This is a genomic window from Mesorhizobium sp. B2-3-10 (genome assembly GCF_006442275.1).
GTDB classification, from domain to species: domain Bacteria; phylum Pseudomonadota; class Alphaproteobacteria; order Rhizobiales; family Rhizobiaceae; genus Mesorhizobium; species Mesorhizobium australicum.
Map to the genome: position 1 here is coordinate 103939 of NZ_VFVT01000003.1, position 16131 is coordinate 120069.

Here is a 16131-nt window from a genome sequence, read left to right on the forward strand (position 1 = left end):
GCTTATGCCTGCTCGAGCGGCGCGGGTCCGGGAAACTTCAAGGTGTTCACCAGCGTCGAGAGATCGGGCTCGTCGATGAGCATCGCGGCGTCGGCCGGCGCCAGCCAGGCCCGCTGCCGCCGCTTGGCTTCCTGCCAATCGGCAAGCTCTTCCGTCACTTCCAGCAGAAACACGACGACGTCGACGCGGACAAAGCGGTTGGCCAAACGTTTCCAGTAGGAATAGGTGCCCGCCGGCTGCTTCAGCGTCTTGCCGAGCACGCCGGCTTCCTCCAGTGCCTCGATGGTGGCTGCCTTGCGCCCGCTCTTGCCTTTCATCGGCCATCCCTTGGGCACGATGAAGCGTCTCGTGGTTCTCGATGTGACCAGCATCACCTCGATGCCGCCATGCGCATTCAGCCGGAAGGGGATCGCCGCCACCTGGCGGATCCTTTCGCCTTTCTTGGCTTGGCGTACGGTCTTTTTCTTGGTGGCTGCCATCTCGATAATCCAGTCGCTGCAATGCCCCTTAGCGTGCTGCGACGCCTTTGCAAAATCCAAACTGCCGCAGGGGCACCTGAAGTGCCCTATCATGTAAGTCGGCTAAATAAAAGAAGCTGCCGTTCGTCAGCGGCAGGTGCTCACGGCGGTGTTGCCGATTATCTGCGTCTGGCAGCTCGGCCTAACCTGCGGCACGACCGGCGGCGGTTGCTGGACGATGATGCGATCCTGGGCACGATACTGCTGTTGCTGCTGCTGAAACTGCTGCCGCTGAACCCGGTTTTGCAACGCCTGCAGATCGTTCTGCTGGATGACTGTGTTGTTTCTGACCGTGGGATTGAGCACCTGCGCGGAAGCGGGCATCGCAAAGCCGGCGCAAACCGCTCCAGCCAGCACCACCAAGGTTGATATCATCGATGAACGACGCGCACACATCCATCTATTCCTGCAAAAAAATCTCATCACACCAGATATATAGGGCTTTTGCCCGACGATGCCATGCGAGAATGCCGATCACCCTCACACGAACCGCGCCCGCTCAAGGGCTGCCACCCGCGCTGGCTGCGTGTTTCCGGCAAGGAAGAAGGGTCGGTTGCAGGTTTCAACTTTTTTCCACCAAGGAGTGGGAGATCGAAGGCCGCTTCGGCGCGGCGGAGAATCTGCTGGCACCCCCCGCATTGCACTTGACGGAGGCGATCGATTCGCCGCTCTATCGGGTCGGCGCCGGCCTCGAGCTGAATTGCGTCGATGGCGTCGTCATGTCCGTCAGATATAATGGCGCCTTCGGGGAAACGGTCAAACAGAATGCAGTCAGCGCGTCTCTCAAGGTCAGTTTCTAGGCTGGCTCGAGGCGGAGCCGGGCGGGAGAGATCTTGATGAGGAAATACGCGTATTTCGCAGCAGTGCTGGGTGCTACCTGCATCGCAGGCCTGCCGGCCATGGCGGCGCAAACCAAGGGCGACAAGGTGGCGGCAACGCCGCCCGCCGCAGCTGACGTGCCGCAACTGCCGGGTGGTGCTTCGGCCTTGTCCGAAACCCATGGCGACTGGACGGTCAATTGCCAGATATCGGGCACGAACAAGGTCTGCAGCCTGTCGCACCAGCAGTTCAACAAGCAAAGCAACCAACGGCTTTTGGCGATCGAGCTGTCGAGCAAGACCGGCGAGGATGCGACCGGAACGCTTGCCCTGCCTTTCGGTCTGGCGCTTGCCAAGGGTGTCGCGCTGACCATCGACGATCAGAAGCTCGACGGCAGCCTGCCGTTTAGCACCTGCCAGGTGGTCGGCTGCCTGGTGCCGGTGGCGTTCGATGCCAATGTCACGCCGCTGCTCAAGAACGGCACCACGCTCAAGATCGATGCGTTCGCGGCCGATACGGGGCAAGTCGTAAGCTTTTCCATCCCGCTCAATGGCTTCGGCGGTGCGCTTGCCCGCACGGCGGAGCTTTTGGCCAACTGACGGCTTGGCTCACCGCAAGCGACAGGATGTTGGCGGCAAACGCTTCCGCCGGCACTTGTCAGACGACGATGATTTTCAACCGCTCGGCCATGAGCGCGGCAAGCCGTGCCGCTACCTCGTCCTTGGTCATTTCAGGCCATTCCTCGACGCCGGCCTTCGACACGATCCGCACCCGGTTGCGATCACCCCCCATCACGCCTGAAGGACCGATGCCGCTTTGGTGCGACACATCGTTGGCGACGATGAGATCGGCCCCTTTCTTCGTGAGCTTGGCCTCGGCGTTGCGCAAGAGATCCTGCGTCTCGGCGGCAAAGCCGACGACTAGGCCTGGTCGCTGCTTGTGATGGCCGACACCCGCCAGGATGTCGGGGTTTTCGACCATGCGCAGCACCGGCGGGCCTTCGCCCGCGACCTTCTTAATCTTCTCACCGGCTGAATTCTCGGTGCGCCAGTCGGCAACGGCGGCGACGAACACCGCGGCGTCGGCGGGCAGAAGCTGTTCCACCGCGTCGCGCATCTCCTGCGCCCGTTCGACATGGAGGGTCTTCACTCCGGCCGGATCGGCGATGGTGACGGGACCGGAGACGAGGCGCACATCGGCGCCGAGCCTTGCCAATGCCGCGGCGATGGCGTGGCCCTGCTTGCCGGACGAGCGGTTCGCGATATAGCGCACCGGGTCGATCGGCTCGTGCGTCGGGCCTGACGTGACGATGATCTTGCGCCCCGCCAGTGGCCTGGGGCCGGCATCGAGCAGCGCCTCGACCGCGGCGACGATCTCAAGCGGTTCGGCCATGCGGCCTTCGCCGGCCTCATTGCTCTCGGCCATCTCACCCTTGGCGGGGCCGACGAAGGTGATGCCGTCCTTGCCCAAGCTCGCGCGGTTGCGGCGGGTGGCGGGATGCGACCACATCCTGGGGTTCATCGCCGGGGCCATCAGCACCGGCTTGTCGGTGGCGATGAGCACGGTCGAGGCCAGATCGCTGGCATGGCCATTGGCGAGCTTGGCCATCAGGTCGGCAGTGGCGGGCGCCACCACCAGGAGGTCCGCCTCGCGCGACAGCCTGATGTGGCCGACATCGTGCTCATCATTGCGGTCGAACAGGTCGATGAAGACATGGTCGGCGGAGAGCGCACCGACCGAAAGCGTGGTGACGAACTCCTGCGCCGCCGATGTCATGACGACGCGCACCGCCGCGCCGCGCTCGCGCAGCCGGCGAATGAGATCGAGCGCCTTGTAAGCGGCGATGCCGCCGCCGATTATAAGCAGGATGCGCTTGTTGGAAAGCGTGCCTCGCGGCAAGCTCTTGCCTGCTAATGCCGACGCCGGGGTGGGGGTGCCTTGCGAGGTGGCCAGTTCGTGCAGCGCTTTCTCGATCTGGTCGAGACGGCCAACAGGGCCGACCTGGCTGTCGACGGCGGCCCGGATCATCACCCGCGCCTGTTCTTCCATGGAGCGATCGTTTTCCGCCGCCAGCCGGCGCAGCAACTCCTTGACCTCATCGTCCAGGTTGCGGATCGTGATGCTGGCCATGTGATTGCACTCTACTCATCCGGCTTGATGGCGATGATAGCAATGCAATCAAATTGCCGCAAGCAGCTGGCTTGCCGCGAATACGGGCCTAATGAAGCTGCCAGGCAATGTAGACCAGCGTCAGCGCGATCACCCATAATGCGACACGGCCGGAACGGCTGTAGCGCGCTTCGGCCTTGCCTATGGCGCGGGCGGTCGCCTCATCGAAGCGCAGGCCGTGCTCGGCCATCAGGTCGATCTCTCGCGACAGCCGTTCCGTACGGGCCGCGAGTTCCGGCGCCTGGCGGATCAGCGCCAGCATCGCCTTGCCGCCGTCGCGCGCGTCGGCCAGCAAGCCGCGTGGCCCGAGGTTCCCGGCTATCCAGCCGCCGACCACCGGTTCGGCGGTCTTCCACATGTTGAAAGCCGGATCGAGCGTGCGCGCCACGCCCTCGACAACCACCATGGTCTTCTGCAGCAGGATCAATTCCGGCCGTGTCGCCATGTCGAAGAGTTCGGTCACCTCGAACAGCAGCGTCAGAAGCTTGGCCATCGAAATGGTTTCGGCGGGTTGGCCGTGGATCGGCTCGCCGATGGCGCGGATCGCCTGCGCGAAGGCAGAGACATTGTGCTGGCGCGGCACATAGCCGGCCTCGAAATGCACCTCGGCGACGCGCAGATAGTCGCGTGTGATGAAGCCGTAGAGGATTTCTGCGAGGAAGCGGCGCTCCTTCTTGCCAAGGCGTCCGGCAATGCCGAGATCGACGGCAACGATGGTGCCGTTCGCCTCGACGAACAGATTGCCCGGATGCATGTCGGCGTGGAAGAAGCCGTCGCGCAGCGTATGGCGCAGGAAGGACTGGATGAGGTTGGTGGCGATTGCCTTCAGGTCATGGCCCGCGCTTTGCAGGCCGGCGATGTCGTTCATCTTGACGCCGTCGACCCATTCCATGGTCAGCACGTCGCGGCCGGTGCGTTCCCAGTCCACCGAAGGGACGCGAAAGCCAGGGTCTTCCCTGGTGCTTTGGCCAAGTTCCGAGAGCGCGGCCGCCTCGAGGCGCAGGTCCATCTCGATCCTGGTGGTCTGCGCCAGCGTCTCGGTCACCTCGACCGGCCTCAGCCGGCGCGACGACGGTATGTATTTCTCCTGCAGGCGGGCGGCGAGGAAATAGCTTTCGAGGTCCTGGAAGAAGCGGCGGCGCACGCCCGGCCGGATGACCTTGACCGCTACCTTCCTGGCGACGCCACCATCGACGGTTTCAGCGGCATGGACCTGGGCGATGGAAGCCGCGGCGACCGGGTCGCCGAACTGCTTGTAAAGATCGCCGAGTTTGCGCCCGAGCGAGGCTTCGACGGCGGCCACCGCTTCGGCCGTCGGGAAGGTGTGCATCTTGTCCTGCAGCATGGCGAGATCGAGCGCCATGTCGTTGCCGACGACATCGGGCCGCGTTGCCAGGAACTGACCAAGCTTGACGTAGGATGGGCCGAGCCGGACCACCGCCTTGGCCAGCCGATCGCTGCGCTCATAGGCGAGCGCGCGGCGGCGGGTGAACAGCCGCGCCAGCCGCCAGCCGAATTTCGGCAGGCCGGATAGTTCCTCGCCGGGCAAGGCGGCAACGACGCCCTCGCGCACCAGCACCCAACCGGCCCGTACGAGCCGGAACGCCGCGCTGACGGTGCTCATGGCCACGTCCGCCCTACCGGTTCATCGAACTGGCGCAAGGCTCGTCGCGTGAGGAAGATCGGCGACGGCTTCAAAGCTTCCAGCCCGAATGCAGGGCCGCTATGCCGCCGGAATAGTTGCGGAAGGAGACGCGGTCGAAGCCGGCCCGAGAAATCATCGCCGCGAAGTTTTGCTGATTGGGGAATTTTGCGATCGATTCGACCAGATAGGAATAGGGCTCGCCGTCCCCGGTGACCAACTTGCCGATCCTGGGGATGGCATTGAACGACCAGGCTTCGTAGACCTTGTCGAGCAGCGGCATCTCGACCTCGGAGAACTCCAGGCACAGGAGACGGCCGCCGGGCTTCAGCACGCGGAACGCCTCGCCCAGGGCCACGTCGATATGCGGGACATTGCGAATGCCGAATGCGATGGTGTAGGCGTCGAAACTGGCGTCGGGGAAGGGCAGTTCCTCGGCGTTGGCCTCGACGAAATCTGTGTTGCCGGACAATCCCTTCTTTTCGGCCCTGTCGCGCCCGACGGCGAGCATCGAGCCATTGATGTCGAGCACGGTGGCATGGGCATGGCCATGGCTCGCATCGACGATGCGAAAGGCGATGTCGCCGGTACCGCCGGCAACATCGAGCACGCGCCAGCCCGCGCGCTTGGGCGGATTGAGCCAGGCGACCATGGCATCCTTCCACAGCCGGTGCAGGCCAGCAGACATCAAATCGTTCATCAGGTCGTAGCGGTCAGCGACCTTGTGGAAAACATCGTTGACCAGGGATTGCTTCTCGCCTTCCCCTACACGCTTGAAACCATAGGAGGTTTCCATGCCGCCGGCGGCCGTGGTTCTCTCAACTGACATTTTTTTGATCCGTCATAAAACCGGCGGGACCATAGCCGATCGATGATGCGGGCGCTATTGTTTAAGGCGCGGTGTTCAGCCGCGCTTCCAGGTGGTGGGTTTCAAGACCTGGACTGACCGACGGGATGTTTGAATGCCTCTGAAAGCGGAACTGCACTGCCACATCGAAGGGGCAGCGGCGCCCGATCTCGTCATCCGCCAGGCGCAGAAATACGGCAAGGACACCTCGCCTTATATCCAGAACGGTTCCTTCGTCTGGCACGATTTCACCTCCTTTCTCGCGGCCTATGACTTCTCCGCCGACCTGTTCCGGACCGAGGAGGATTATGCGCGGCTGGCCGACCACTATCTGACCAGTCTGGCCCGCGATGGCGCCATCTACTCCGAGGTATTCACCTCGCCGGACCACGCGGCGAAAGCCGGGCTGTCACCCAAGGCCTACACCGATGCGCTCGGCGAAGGCATGCTGCGCGCCAAGGCAAAAACCGGCATCGAGGGGCGCATGATCGTCACCGGCGTGCGCCATGTCGGTGTCGAGTCGATCGAGCGTGCGGCACGCTTCGCGGCGCGTTGCGGCCATCCGCTGGTCACCGGGTTCGGCGTCGCCGGCGATGAGCGCATGGGCGAGATGGAGGACTATGTCAGGGCTTTCGAGATCGCGCGCGAGGCCGGGCTCGGCATCACCGTCCATGCCGGCGAACTGACGGGCTGGGAAACCGTCCAGGCGGCACTCGACCATATCCGCCCGTCGCGCATCGGCCATGGCGTGCGCGCCATCGAAAACCCTGACCTTGTCCGGCGCATCGCCGACCAGGGTGTCGTGCTGGAATGCTGCCCCGGCTCCAATATCGCGCTCAAGGTGTTCGACAGTTTCGCCGACCATCCCTTTCCCGCCCTGCAGGCGGCCGGCTGCAAGGTGACGCTCAACTCCGACGACCCGCCCTATTTCTGGACCTCGCTGAAGCACGAATACGATATCGCCGCCGAACATTTCTCGATGAGCGAAAAGGCGCTTGCCGCTGTCACCAGAACAGCCATCGAAGCCGCCTTCGTCGACAGGAAGACCAAGACAGCGCTGCTCGGTCGGTTGGACGCGAAAGTTCGGTGAACAGTCAGTAGTCGGTAGTGACGGTGCACGCATCGAGCGGTTGAAGGCCGGCGCTTTCACTGACGCAGGGACTCGCAAATCGGCTCACTATTCACTACTCACTGTTCACCACTCACTATTCCGTCGGAGCACATCATGAAGGGCGTCACAGTCGTCGATCATCCGCTTGTCCAGCACAAGCTGACCATCATGCGCAAGAAGGAGACCTCGACGGCCGGCTTCCGGCGGTTGCTGCGTGAGATATCGCTGCTGCTCGGCTATGAGGTCACCCGCAATCTCGAACTGACGACGACAACGATCGAAACGCCTATGGAGACGATGGAGGCTCCGACGCTGGAGGGCAAGAAGCTGGTCTTCGCCTCGGTGCTGCGCGCCGGCAACGGCCTGCTCGAAGGTTTGCTCGACCTGGTGCCGGCGGCCCGCGTCGCCCATGTCGGCCTCTACCGCGATCATGAAACGCTGGAGGCCGTCGAGTATTTCTTCAAGGCGCCGAGCGACCTCGCCGACCGGCTGGTCATCGTCGTCGACCCGATGCTGGCGACAGCCAATTCGGCGATCGCGGCGATCGACAAGTTGAAAGAGCGCGGCGCCACCAACATCCGCTTCCTGTGCCTGCTGGCGGCGCCCGAAGGCATCGAGCGCTTTACCAAGGCGCATCCGGATGTTCCGGTCTTCACCGCGTCCATCGACCGCCAGCTCAACGAGAAGGGCTACATCATGCCCGGCCTTGGCGATGCCGGCGACCGCATGTACGGGACGAAGTAATACCCGAGCAATGTGCTTGGTATTTTTTACCAGGCGTTTACGCAAAGACGTGGTTCCGGCGCGCGTTAAAGCGGCAAACACCATCCGGCGCTAATGATCAGCTCTTCACAAAGGCCGATCCATGCTGCGCAAGCTTCTCATTCTCAGCGTCTTTGCCGGTGCGTCGGCATCGATCCCGGTCGTCTACCAGTCGAATCCGCGAATATTCGAAAACCTGCTGAAATCGGCGGTGACGGCCAAGCCAGCGGCCGAGACGCAACCGGATGTCAGCCTGGCCTCCGTTCCCGACAAGCCGGTAGCGCCGCTGCCGACCGGCCGGAAGGTCGTGGTCGCGGCGGACGGGCGCGGACACTTCTCGTCGACCTTCAGGCTCAACGGCCGTCAAGTCGACGGCATGATCGACACCGGTGCGACGCTGGTCGCGGTCAATATGTCGACGGCACGCCGGATCGGACTGTCGCTCAATCCCTCCGATTTCAGCCACGAAGTCAACACCGCCAACGGCACCATCAAGGCAGCCGTGGTGACGATTGATCGCTTGCAGATCGGCAGCATCAGCGTCGAGGGTGTGCAGGCGATCGTACTCGACGACAGGGCACTGCGCACCAACCTGATCGGCATGAGCTTTCTCAACAGACTCGGCAAATACCAGGCCGAAAACGGCACATTGCTGCTGGTTCAGTAGGTCCACTCAGCCACGCGGCAGAATCCGCCGGATGACCGACTTGTCGGCGGCCGGCTTCGAAGCACCGATCGCATACGCTGAAAGCACGGTCGCGGCTGCCGTCTCGGCATCTAACGGTGAGCGGGCGTGGATCAGAGCCAGCGCATCTCCGGCGTGTACTTCCGCGCCTATGGGCAGCAGCCTGGTGATGCCGACCGAGGGGTCGATCCTGTCCTCGGGCCGGGTGCGCCCGCCGCCCAGGCCGACGACCGCGAGACCGATGTCGCGGGTGGCGATGCCAGTGACGAACCCCTCCGACGTCGCCTTCACCGCGATTTCCGTTGCTGCTTCCGACAGATATTTCTCTGGCTTCTCGATGAAATCGGCGGGGCCGCCAAGCACCGTCACCATGCGCGCGAAGGTGGCGGCTGCGCGGCCGCTGGCGAGTGTCTCGGTGGCGCGTCGCATGCCGTCCTGGTTCGACGACACCAGTCCCGCCGACTGCAGCATTTCGGCTGCCAGCGCCAGCGTCACGTCCTCCAGCCGCCGGTCGCGCAGGCGGCCGGTCAGGAAATCGACGGCATTGCGCACCTCGACGGCATTGCCGGCGGCGGAGGCAAGCGGTTCGTTCATGCCGGTGATCAGTGCCGAGACTTTCAGTCCGGCGCCGCTGGCGACCTCGACGAGGCTGTTGGCAAGCGCGGTCGCATCCCGGGATTTCTCCATGAAGGCGCCATTGCCGACCTTGACGTCGAGCACCAGCGATTGCAGGCCCGCCGCGAGCTTCTTCGACAGGATCGATGCGGTGATCAGCGGCACGGACTCCACGGTTCCGGTCACGTCGCGGATGGCGTAGAGCCGGCGATCGGCAGGTGCCAGGTCGGCGGTTTGGCCGATGATGGCGCAGCCGGTTTCAAGCACGGCTTTGCGGAACAGCGTGATGTCGGGTTGGCTGATGTAGCCGGGAATGGCATCCATCTTGTCCAGCGTGCCGCCGGTATGGCCGAGACCACGGCCCGAGATCATCGGCACATAGGCGCCGCAGGCGGCAACGATCGGCGCCAGCATCAGCGAGACATTGTCGCCGACACCGCCCGTCGAATGCTTGTCGGTGACAGGGCCTGGCAAATCCGACCAGTCGAGCACGTCGCCCGAATCGCGCATGGCCAGCGTCATCGCCACCGCCTCGTCGCGGTTCATGCCGTTGAAGAACACCGCCATGGCGAAGGCCGCGACCTGGCCATCGGTGACGGTACCAGACGTCACGCCGTCGATGAAGGCGGCGATCTCGTGAGGCGCCAGCTTGTGGCCGTCGCGCTTGTGACGGATGATTTCCTGTGGAAGCATCAGCTCTCCAGCAGCCCGTCACGGAACACGCGCTGCAGCACCGTTGCCAGCCGCGATCCGCCAACCGGCGCCATGTCCTTGGTTTCCTGGTGCGAAAGCTCGGCTCCGGTCATGCCGGCGGCCAAATTGGTGATGACCGAACAGGCAGCGACGCGAAGGCCGAGGAAACGCGCGAGAATGACTTCCGGCACGGTCGACATGCCGACGGCGTTGGCGCCCATGATGCGCGCCATGCGGATTTCGGCCGGCGTCTCGAAGCAGGGGCCCGAGAACCACATGTAGACGCCCTTATGAAGCGCAGTGCCGGTCGCCTTCGCCGCGCCTTCGATCGCGTCGCGAATGCCGGCATCATAAGCTTCGGTGAGGCCGACGAAACGGCGGTCGCTGGGCTCGCCGATCAGCGGGTTGGTGCCGGAGAAGTTGATATGATCAGTGAGCAGCATCACCGAACCCGGCGGCATATCCGGATCGACCGAGCCGGCCGCGTTGGTGAGGATCAGTTTCGTGATGCCGATGCCGGCGAGCACTTCCAGCACCGGACGCATCGCCGCGGCGTTCCCATGCTCATAGTAGTGGGCGCGGCCGGACAGCATGAGCACGGGAACGCCGGCAAACAGCCCGGCGACCACTTGGCCGGCGTGGCCGCTGACACCGCTCCTGGGGAAGCCGGGCAGGTCGGCATAGGAGACGCGGATCGGATTCTCGATCCGGTCGACCAGGCCGCCCAGGCCCGAACCCAGCACAAGCGCGGTCGACGGCGCCAGGCCGTCCAGCCTTTCGATAAGGTGGTCGACCGTTTTTTGCGTCATATCAGCCAGCTCTTCATTTCAGGATGTCGCCGCGGAAGCCGTAGGGCAGCATGTCGCCCATGGTCACGGTTTCGGCCACGCCGGTGTTGTCGCAGAGATAGAGCTTCGTTTCCGGGCGGCAGAATTCGGCCAGTCGCTGGCGGCAGCCGCCGCAAGGCGAGCATTTGGCCATGCGTTCGGCAAGGACGGCGATTTCAACGATCTTGCCGCCGCCGCCCATGATATAATGGCCAAGCGCGGTGGTCTCGGCGCACCAGCCTTCCGGATAGGAGGCGACCTCGATATTGGCGCCGGTGAAGACGCGTCCGTCCTCGGTGCGTATGGCGGCACCCACCGGGAACTTGGAATAGGGCGCATAAGCCTTGGCCATGGCGGCCTTGGCCGCTTCGAACAGATCATGCGACATTCAGGTGTTCTCTCCGATGATCGTGTCCAAAACCCGGCGCTTCGTCTGCGCCGAACTGTCGACCTTTAGCGTTCCTTGACATAGGGCACGCCGCCGGCGCGCGGCGGGATGGCCTTGCCGATGAAGCCGGCAAGCAGGACGACGGTGAGGATATAGGGCAGGGCCTGCATGAACTGCACCGACACCTTGCCGACAATGGGCAGCGGCGTTCCCTGCAGGCGGATCGACGCCGCGTCGAGGAAACCGAACAGCAGACAGGCGAACATGGCGTTGACCGGCTTCCATTTGGCGAAGATCAGCGCGGCCAGCGCAATGTAGCCCTTGCCCGCGGTCATGTCCTTCACGAAGCCGCCATTCTGCACCATCGAAAGATAGGCGCCTGCAAATCCGGTCAGGATGCCCGTGCAGATCAGCGCGCGATAGCGCAGCCAGGCGACCGAGATGCCGGCGGTGTCGACCGCGGCCGGATTCTCGCCGACCGCGCGCAGCCTGAGGCCAAAACGCGTGCGAAACAGCACCCACCAGGTGAACGGCACCATCGCAAAGGCGAAATAGACGAGGATTGAATGGCCGGAGATCAGTTCGGCATAGATCGGACCGATGATCGGCACGCCCCTGATTGCATCGGCGCCGGGCCAGATGATCGCCTCGAATCGTTCGCCCGGTTGCAGCGCCGGCGTGCGGCCACCCTGCTGGAACCATGCCTGGCCGAGAATGATGGTCGATCCGGCGGCGACGAAGTTGATCGCAACGCCCGAAACGATCTGGTTGCCGCGATGGGTGATCGAGGCAAAGCCGTGCACCAAAGCGAAGGCGACAGAGATCAGGATCGCCATGCCGAGACCGATAAGCGCCGAATGGAACACGGAAGCCGCGGCAGCACCCGCGAAGGCGCCGACCAGCATCTTGCCTTCGAGGCCGATGTCGAAAATGCCGGCCCGCTCCGAATAGAGGCCGGCGAGGCAGGCAAGCAGCAGCGGCACCGACAGGCGGATGGTAGAGTCCAGCACCTGGATGATCGCGTTGAAGATATCCATCTCATGCGCCCTTCCCGTTGACAGCCTGCATGCCCACCGATTTCGGGCTGAACGAGGCGAACAGAGCCTGGATATAGGGCCTGAACATATGCTCCAGCGCGCCGGCGAAGAGGATGACCAATCCTTGAATGATGACGATCATGTCGCGGCTGATTGCCGGCATCTCGAAGGCGAGTTCGGCGCCGCCCTGGTAAAGCATGCCGAACAGGATCGCCGCCAGCACGATGCCGACCGGATGCAGGCGGCCCATCAGCGCCACTGCGATACCGACGAAACCGGCGCCAGAAACGAAGTCGATCGCGACATTGTGCTGGTCGCCCATCACCGGGTTGAGCGCCATCATGCCGGCCAGCGCGCCCGAGATCATCATCGCAGTGATGATGATGCGGGTTTCCGAAATGCCGGCATAGCGGGCCGCTTTCGGGCTGTGGCCATAGGTGCGCATCTCATAGCCGAGCTTGGTGCGCCAGATCAGCAGCCAGACCAGGAAAGCCATCACCAGCGCCAGCAGGAAGCAGATGTTGAGCGGGGCCGAGCGGATCTTGGCGCCGAACAATTCGATGATCCAGTTCAGTTTCGGCAGCTCCGCACCGGCGAGGAAGTTGCGCGTCTGCGGCGCCTGCGACCCTGCCGGCTTCAGCGGACCGACCAGCAGGTAGACCATGATCGAGGCGGCGATGAAGTTGAACATGATTGTCGTGATGACGATGTGCGAGCCGCGCTTGGCCTGCAGGTAGGCGGGGATCAACGCCCACAATGCGCCCACGAGCGCCGAAGCGACGATTGCCAGCGGAAATGTCAGCCACCAGGGCAGTGTGCTGTCGAAGGAAAGGCAGACGATGGCGATGCCGAGGCCAGCGATGTAGGCCTGTCCCTCGGTACCGATGTTGAACAGGCCGCAATGCGCCGCCACCGCCACCGAAAGCCCGGTGAATATGAAGGTCGTGGCGTAGAAGAGGGTGAAGGCGATGCCGGTGCCCTTGCCAAAGGCGCCTTCGACCAGGATGACGGCGGCACGGAAGGGGTTTTCGCCGACGAGCATGACGACGAAGCCAGCGACGATGAAGGCGACCGACAGGTTGATCAGCGGGATCAGCCCGTAGTCGGCCCAGGCCGGCAATTTGGCGTAAGGCGTGCTCATTGCGCCGCCTCCCGATGCTCGACACCGGCCATCAGCAGGCCAAGCTCGCCTTCGGTCGCGTCGGGGCCGCGCTCGCCGACGACCCGGCCGGCAAACATCACCAGGATGCGGTCGGAGAGCGAGCGGATCTCGTCTAGCTCGACCGAGACCACCAGCACCGCCTTACCCTGGTCGCGCATGGCGATCAGGCGCTTGTGGATGAACTCGATGGCGCCGACGTCGACGCCCCGCGTCGGCTGGCCGACGATCAGCACGCCGGGGTCCTGCTCGATTTCACGCGCGAGCACGATCTTCTGCTGGTTGCCGCCGGAAAAATTGGCCGTCTTCAGGCGCGGATTGCCGGGACGAATGTCGTATTTCTCGATCTTGTCCCTGGCATCGGCCATGATGGCATCGATGTTGAGAAACGGTCCCCTGAGGTAACGGGGATCGTCGTGGTAGCCGAGGATGGAATTCTCGTTCTCCTCGAAGGCCAGCACCAGCCCGACATGGTGGCGGTCTTCCGGTACGTGGGCGAGGCCACGGTCGCGCAATTCGCCGGGATCGGCCTTGCCGGTGAGATCGATCGGCTTGCCGTCGAGCGTCACGGAACCGGAAACGGCGTGCCTGATGCCGGAAATCGCCTCAAGCAACTCGGATTGCCCGTTGCCGGCAACGCCGGCGATGCCGACGATCTCGCCGGCGCGCAAATCGAAGGAGACGTCGTCGACCATGGTGACGCCACGGGAATCCCTGACCGTCAGGTTCTTGACCGCGAGCTTGACGGCACCGGCCTCGGCTTCGCCCTTTTCGACCCTCAAGAGGACACGCCGCCCGACCATCAGTTCGGCCAGTTCCTCGACGGTGGTTTTCCTGGTCTCCCGGGTCGCCACCATCGTGCCCTGACGCATCACCGACACGGTGTCGGTGATGGCCATGATCTCGCGCAGCTTGTGGGTGATCAGCACCACCGTCTTTCCCTGTTCCTTCAACTGCCTGAGGATGCGGAACAGGTGGTCGGCCTCGGCCGGCGTCAAAACGCCCGTCGGCTCGTCGAGGATCAGGATTTCGGCGCCGCGATAAAGCGCCTTCAGGATTTCCACACGCTGCTGCAGGCCGACCGGCAGTTCTTCGATGATCGCATCGGGATCGACGTCCAGCCCGTATTCGCGCTCCAGCCGGTCAAGCTCGGAGCGCGCCTTGGCGATGCTGCTCTTCAGAAGCGCATCGGTTTCGGCGCCGAGGATGATGTTCTCCAGCACCGAGAAATTGTCGACCAGCATGAAATGCTGGTGCACCATGCCGATGCCGAGCGCGATCGCGTCGTTGGGTGTCTTGATCGATGCCGGCTTGCCGCCGACGCGGATCTCGCCGCTGTCGGCCTGGTAGAAACCGTAGAGGATCGACATCAGCGTCGACTTGCCGGCGCCGTTCTCGCCGACGATGCCATGGATGGTGCCGCGCGCAATCTCCAGATTGATGTCGCGGTTGGCGCGCACCGCGCCGAAACTCTTGTTGATGCCGATCAGTTCGATTGCGGCTTGCGCCATGCAGCCTGTCCCACTCTTATTTTTTTATCGCTTGGTCAAAACGCCTAGCATGGCACTCCGCCCATGCCAATTGTCCGGAGCAGCATCCACTCTCGACAAATCCCCGCGCGCTTGTCAATTTCGAACGTGGCCGAAGCTCTCACATTCGCTACTATGGCGAGGTCGATTTGACGTTGCGGCGCAAGGTGTCGCGGTACAAACTGGGGACTTTGCATGATCATGCCCGCCGACCGGCTGACGACGCTGGAAATCCGCGCCGCGGAGCAGGAGAAGACCATCGAGGAACTGTCGGGCCAGATCGCCGAGCAGTGGAAGGTGATCGAACGCATGCAGCGCAAGCTTGATGCGCTGACAGACCGCTTCCTGGCGCTTGAAGAGCAGGCGGCACCGGATGTGCCGGTGACCAAGCCGCCACACTGGTGAGGAGAGGGGGAGGGCACGGATCATGGCCGGTGAGAGCGATCGTATCGCAAGGGCCGGCGACTATGTGCTGGGCCTGATGAACGATGCCGAGCGCGAGCGGGCCGAGCGCGATCTCGAGATCGACCCTGCGTTCCGCGACGCGGTGGTGCAGCTGGCCGAGCGCATGCATGTCTTCGATCGCGCCGAAAAACCAGCCGGCGTCAATCATTGGGAACTGGTTACGCAGCGACTCGCCGAATTGCCACAGATGCGAGGCGTTGGCCTGGGCGGCAACGATGCAAAGTCGCCGACAGTGATCCGAAGCCTGTCCCGACAGCCGTATGGCGTTGGCGTGCATTCGCTCGGCGGTCGGCGTGGACTTGTCGTCATGGCCGGGCTGATTGCGGCCTTCGCGCTCGGCTATCTCCTGGGCACATTGTGATCGAGCCGGCGCGACATCAGCATCATCGTTTCGCCGTCCTGTTCGCACAGCTCGATCGCGTCCCAGCCGAGCGCCACGTAGAACTCGCGCGCTTGCCAAGTGTAGAGGTAGAGCGTCTCGACGCCGGCTGACGCTGCATGCGCTTCGATCGCCTTGACCAGCGCGGTGCCGGTTCCCTTGCCTCGATGGCCGGCATCGACGACAAGCCCGGCCAGCCACGGTGTCAGATCATGCGCCGGTTCCAGTTCGTGGCGGACCAGCAGGCAGGTGCCTATCGGCACATCGTTCACACGGGCAACCAGAGCCTTTTCGAGGCCGTCGCTGGTCAGCAGGTTGCGAAGCCCTGCCACATCCTCTTCCAGCGTCCTTCCCGTCCCCTCGAAGAAGGCGGCAATCCGCAGTCGCGCGACGACTTCGATGTCATGCCCGCGGATGGGTTCGATCGTTGGCTGCATTCCTCGCTCCATGCCAGCTTCGTTCGATCGGCAAAAGCAAAACCGCCGG

The 16131-nt window shown here is 63.6% G+C and carries 19 protein-coding genes; 7 read left to right on the forward strand and 12 right to left on the reverse strand.

Going from position 1 to position 16131, the window contains the following annotated elements:
• Positions 1-2 precede the first annotated feature (2 nt).
• On the reverse strand, positions 3-479 hold the full coding sequence (locus tag FJ943_RS10175; protein WP_140618841.1) for an NUDIX hydrolase: 477 nt from the start codon (positions 477-479) through the stop codon (positions 3-5).
• 126 nt (positions 480-605) lie between these two features.
• The gene (locus FJ943_RS10180) at positions 606-914 is read right to left on the reverse strand and encodes a hypothetical protein (RefSeq protein WP_140618839.1); all 309 of its coding nucleotides are present in this window, start codon (positions 912-914) and stop codon (positions 606-608) included.
• A 71-nt stretch (positions 915-985) separates the two neighbouring features.
• On the opposite strand from FJ943_RS10180, the gene FJ943_RS10185 reads away from it, so the two are divergent.
• Both FJ943_RS10185 and FJ943_RS10190 read left to right on the forward strand, forming a co-directional pair.
• Positions 986-1318, forward strand: a complete 333-nt coding sequence (locus FJ943_RS10185) for a hypothetical protein (RefSeq protein ID WP_140721196.1) — start codon at positions 986-988, stop codon at positions 1316-1318.
• 36 nt (positions 1319-1354) lie between these two features.
• Entirely contained in the window at positions 1355-1936 is a 582-nt protein-coding gene (locus FJ943_RS10190; protein WP_140721198.1) for an invasion associated locus B family protein, read from the forward strand.
• A gap of 58 nt (positions 1937-1994) precedes the next feature.
• Here the strand turns inward: FJ943_RS10190 and coaBC are convergent, their stop codons facing one another.
• The 3 genes from coaBC to ubiE form a co-directional block, all read right to left on the reverse strand.
• Positions 1995-3467, reverse strand: coding sequence for a bifunctional phosphopantothenoylcysteine decarboxylase/phosphopantothenate--cysteine ligase CoaBC (coaBC, locus tag FJ943_RS10195; protein WP_210242404.1), 1473 nt, complete (start codon positions 3465-3467; stop codon positions 1995-1997).
• An 88-nt stretch (positions 3468-3555) separates the two neighbouring features.
• Complete coding sequence (gene ubiB / locus FJ943_RS10200; RefSeq protein WP_140721201.1) at positions 3556-5130, reverse strand: 2-polyprenylphenol 6-hydroxylase; 1575 nt, start codon at positions 5128-5130, stop codon at positions 3556-3558.
• Between the two features lie 70 nt (positions 5131-5200).
• On the reverse strand, positions 5201-5977 hold the full coding sequence (ubiE, locus tag FJ943_RS10205; protein ID WP_140721204.1) for a bifunctional demethylmenaquinone methyltransferase/2-methoxy-6-polyprenyl-1,4-benzoquinol methylase UbiE: 777 nt from the start codon (positions 5975-5977) through the stop codon (positions 5201-5203).
• Positions 5978-6110: 133 nt separating this feature from the next.
• Between ubiE and FJ943_RS10210 the strand changes: the two genes are divergently transcribed.
• From FJ943_RS10210 to FJ943_RS10220, 3 genes are all read left to right on the forward strand, one after another.
• Positions 6111-7085, forward strand: coding sequence for an adenosine deaminase (locus FJ943_RS10210; RefSeq protein ID WP_140721207.1), 975 nt, complete (start codon positions 6111-6113; stop codon positions 7083-7085).
• A gap of 135 nt (positions 7086-7220) precedes the next feature.
• Entirely contained in the window at positions 7221-7850 is a 630-nt protein-coding gene (gene upp, locus FJ943_RS10215) for a uracil phosphoribosyltransferase (RefSeq protein ID WP_015315749.1), read from the forward strand.
• A 121-nt stretch (positions 7851-7971) separates the two neighbouring features.
• Complete coding sequence (locus FJ943_RS10220) at positions 7972-8535, forward strand: TIGR02281 family clan AA aspartic protease (protein ID WP_015315750.1); 564 nt, start codon at positions 7972-7974, stop codon at positions 8533-8535.
• 6 nt (positions 8536-8541) lie between these two features.
• Here FJ943_RS10220 and deoA read toward each other — a convergent pair whose 3' ends face one another.
• The 6 genes from deoA to FJ943_RS10250 all read right to left on the reverse strand — a co-directional run bounded on the left by deoA (position 8542) and on the right by FJ943_RS10250 (position 14783).
• The gene (gene deoA / locus FJ943_RS10225; RefSeq protein ID WP_140721210.1) at positions 8542-9861 is read right to left on the reverse strand and encodes a thymidine phosphorylase; all 1320 of its coding nucleotides are present in this window, start codon (positions 9859-9861) and stop codon (positions 8542-8544) included.
• On the reverse strand, positions 9861-10670 hold the full coding sequence (locus FJ943_RS10230) for a purine-nucleoside phosphorylase (protein WP_140713251.1): 810 nt from the start codon (positions 10668-10670) through the stop codon (positions 9861-9863). Before FJ943_RS10230 ends, deoA begins: the two co-directional genes overlap by 1 nt.
• A 13-nt stretch (positions 10671-10683) precedes the next feature.
• Positions 10684-11076 (reverse strand): cytidine deaminase, encoded by a 393-nt coding sequence (gene cdd / locus FJ943_RS10235; protein ID WP_015315753.1) that lies wholly within the window; start codon positions 11074-11076, stop codon positions 10684-10686.
• Between the two features lie 65 nt (positions 11077-11141).
• Complete coding sequence (locus FJ943_RS10240; protein ID WP_140661733.1) at positions 11142-12113, reverse strand: ABC transporter permease; 972 nt, start codon at positions 12111-12113, stop codon at positions 11142-11144.
• Position 12114: 1 nt separating this feature from the next.
• The gene (locus tag FJ943_RS10245; protein WP_015315755.1) at positions 12115-13254 is read right to left on the reverse strand and encodes an ABC transporter permease; all 1140 of its coding nucleotides are present in this window, start codon (positions 13252-13254) and stop codon (positions 12115-12117) included.
• The gene (locus tag FJ943_RS10250; RefSeq protein ID WP_140661734.1) at positions 13251-14783 is read right to left on the reverse strand and encodes an ABC transporter ATP-binding protein; all 1533 of its coding nucleotides are present in this window, start codon (positions 14781-14783) and stop codon (positions 13251-13253) included. Before FJ943_RS10250 ends, FJ943_RS10245 begins: the two co-directional genes overlap by 4 nt.
• 216 nt (positions 14784-14999) lie before the next feature.
• Between FJ943_RS10250 and FJ943_RS10255 the strand changes: the two genes are divergently transcribed.
• A complete protein-coding gene (locus tag FJ943_RS10255) occupies positions 15000-15206 on the forward strand; it encodes a SlyX family protein (RefSeq protein WP_123151274.1) in 207 nt (68 codons plus the stop codon).
• Positions 15207-15228: 22 nt separating this feature from the next.
• The gene (locus FJ943_RS10260; RefSeq protein ID WP_015315757.1) at positions 15229-15627 is read left to right on the forward strand and encodes a hypothetical protein; all 399 of its coding nucleotides are present in this window, start codon (positions 15229-15231) and stop codon (positions 15625-15627) included.
• Here FJ943_RS10260 and FJ943_RS10265 read toward each other — a convergent pair.
• The gene (locus tag FJ943_RS10265; RefSeq protein ID WP_140721213.1) at positions 15606-16082 is read right to left on the reverse strand and encodes a GNAT family N-acetyltransferase; all 477 of its coding nucleotides are present in this window, start codon (positions 16080-16082) and stop codon (positions 15606-15608) included. The two genes, FJ943_RS10260 and FJ943_RS10265, sit on opposite strands and share 22 nt — an antisense overlap.
• Positions 16083-16131 lie beyond the last annotated feature (49 nt).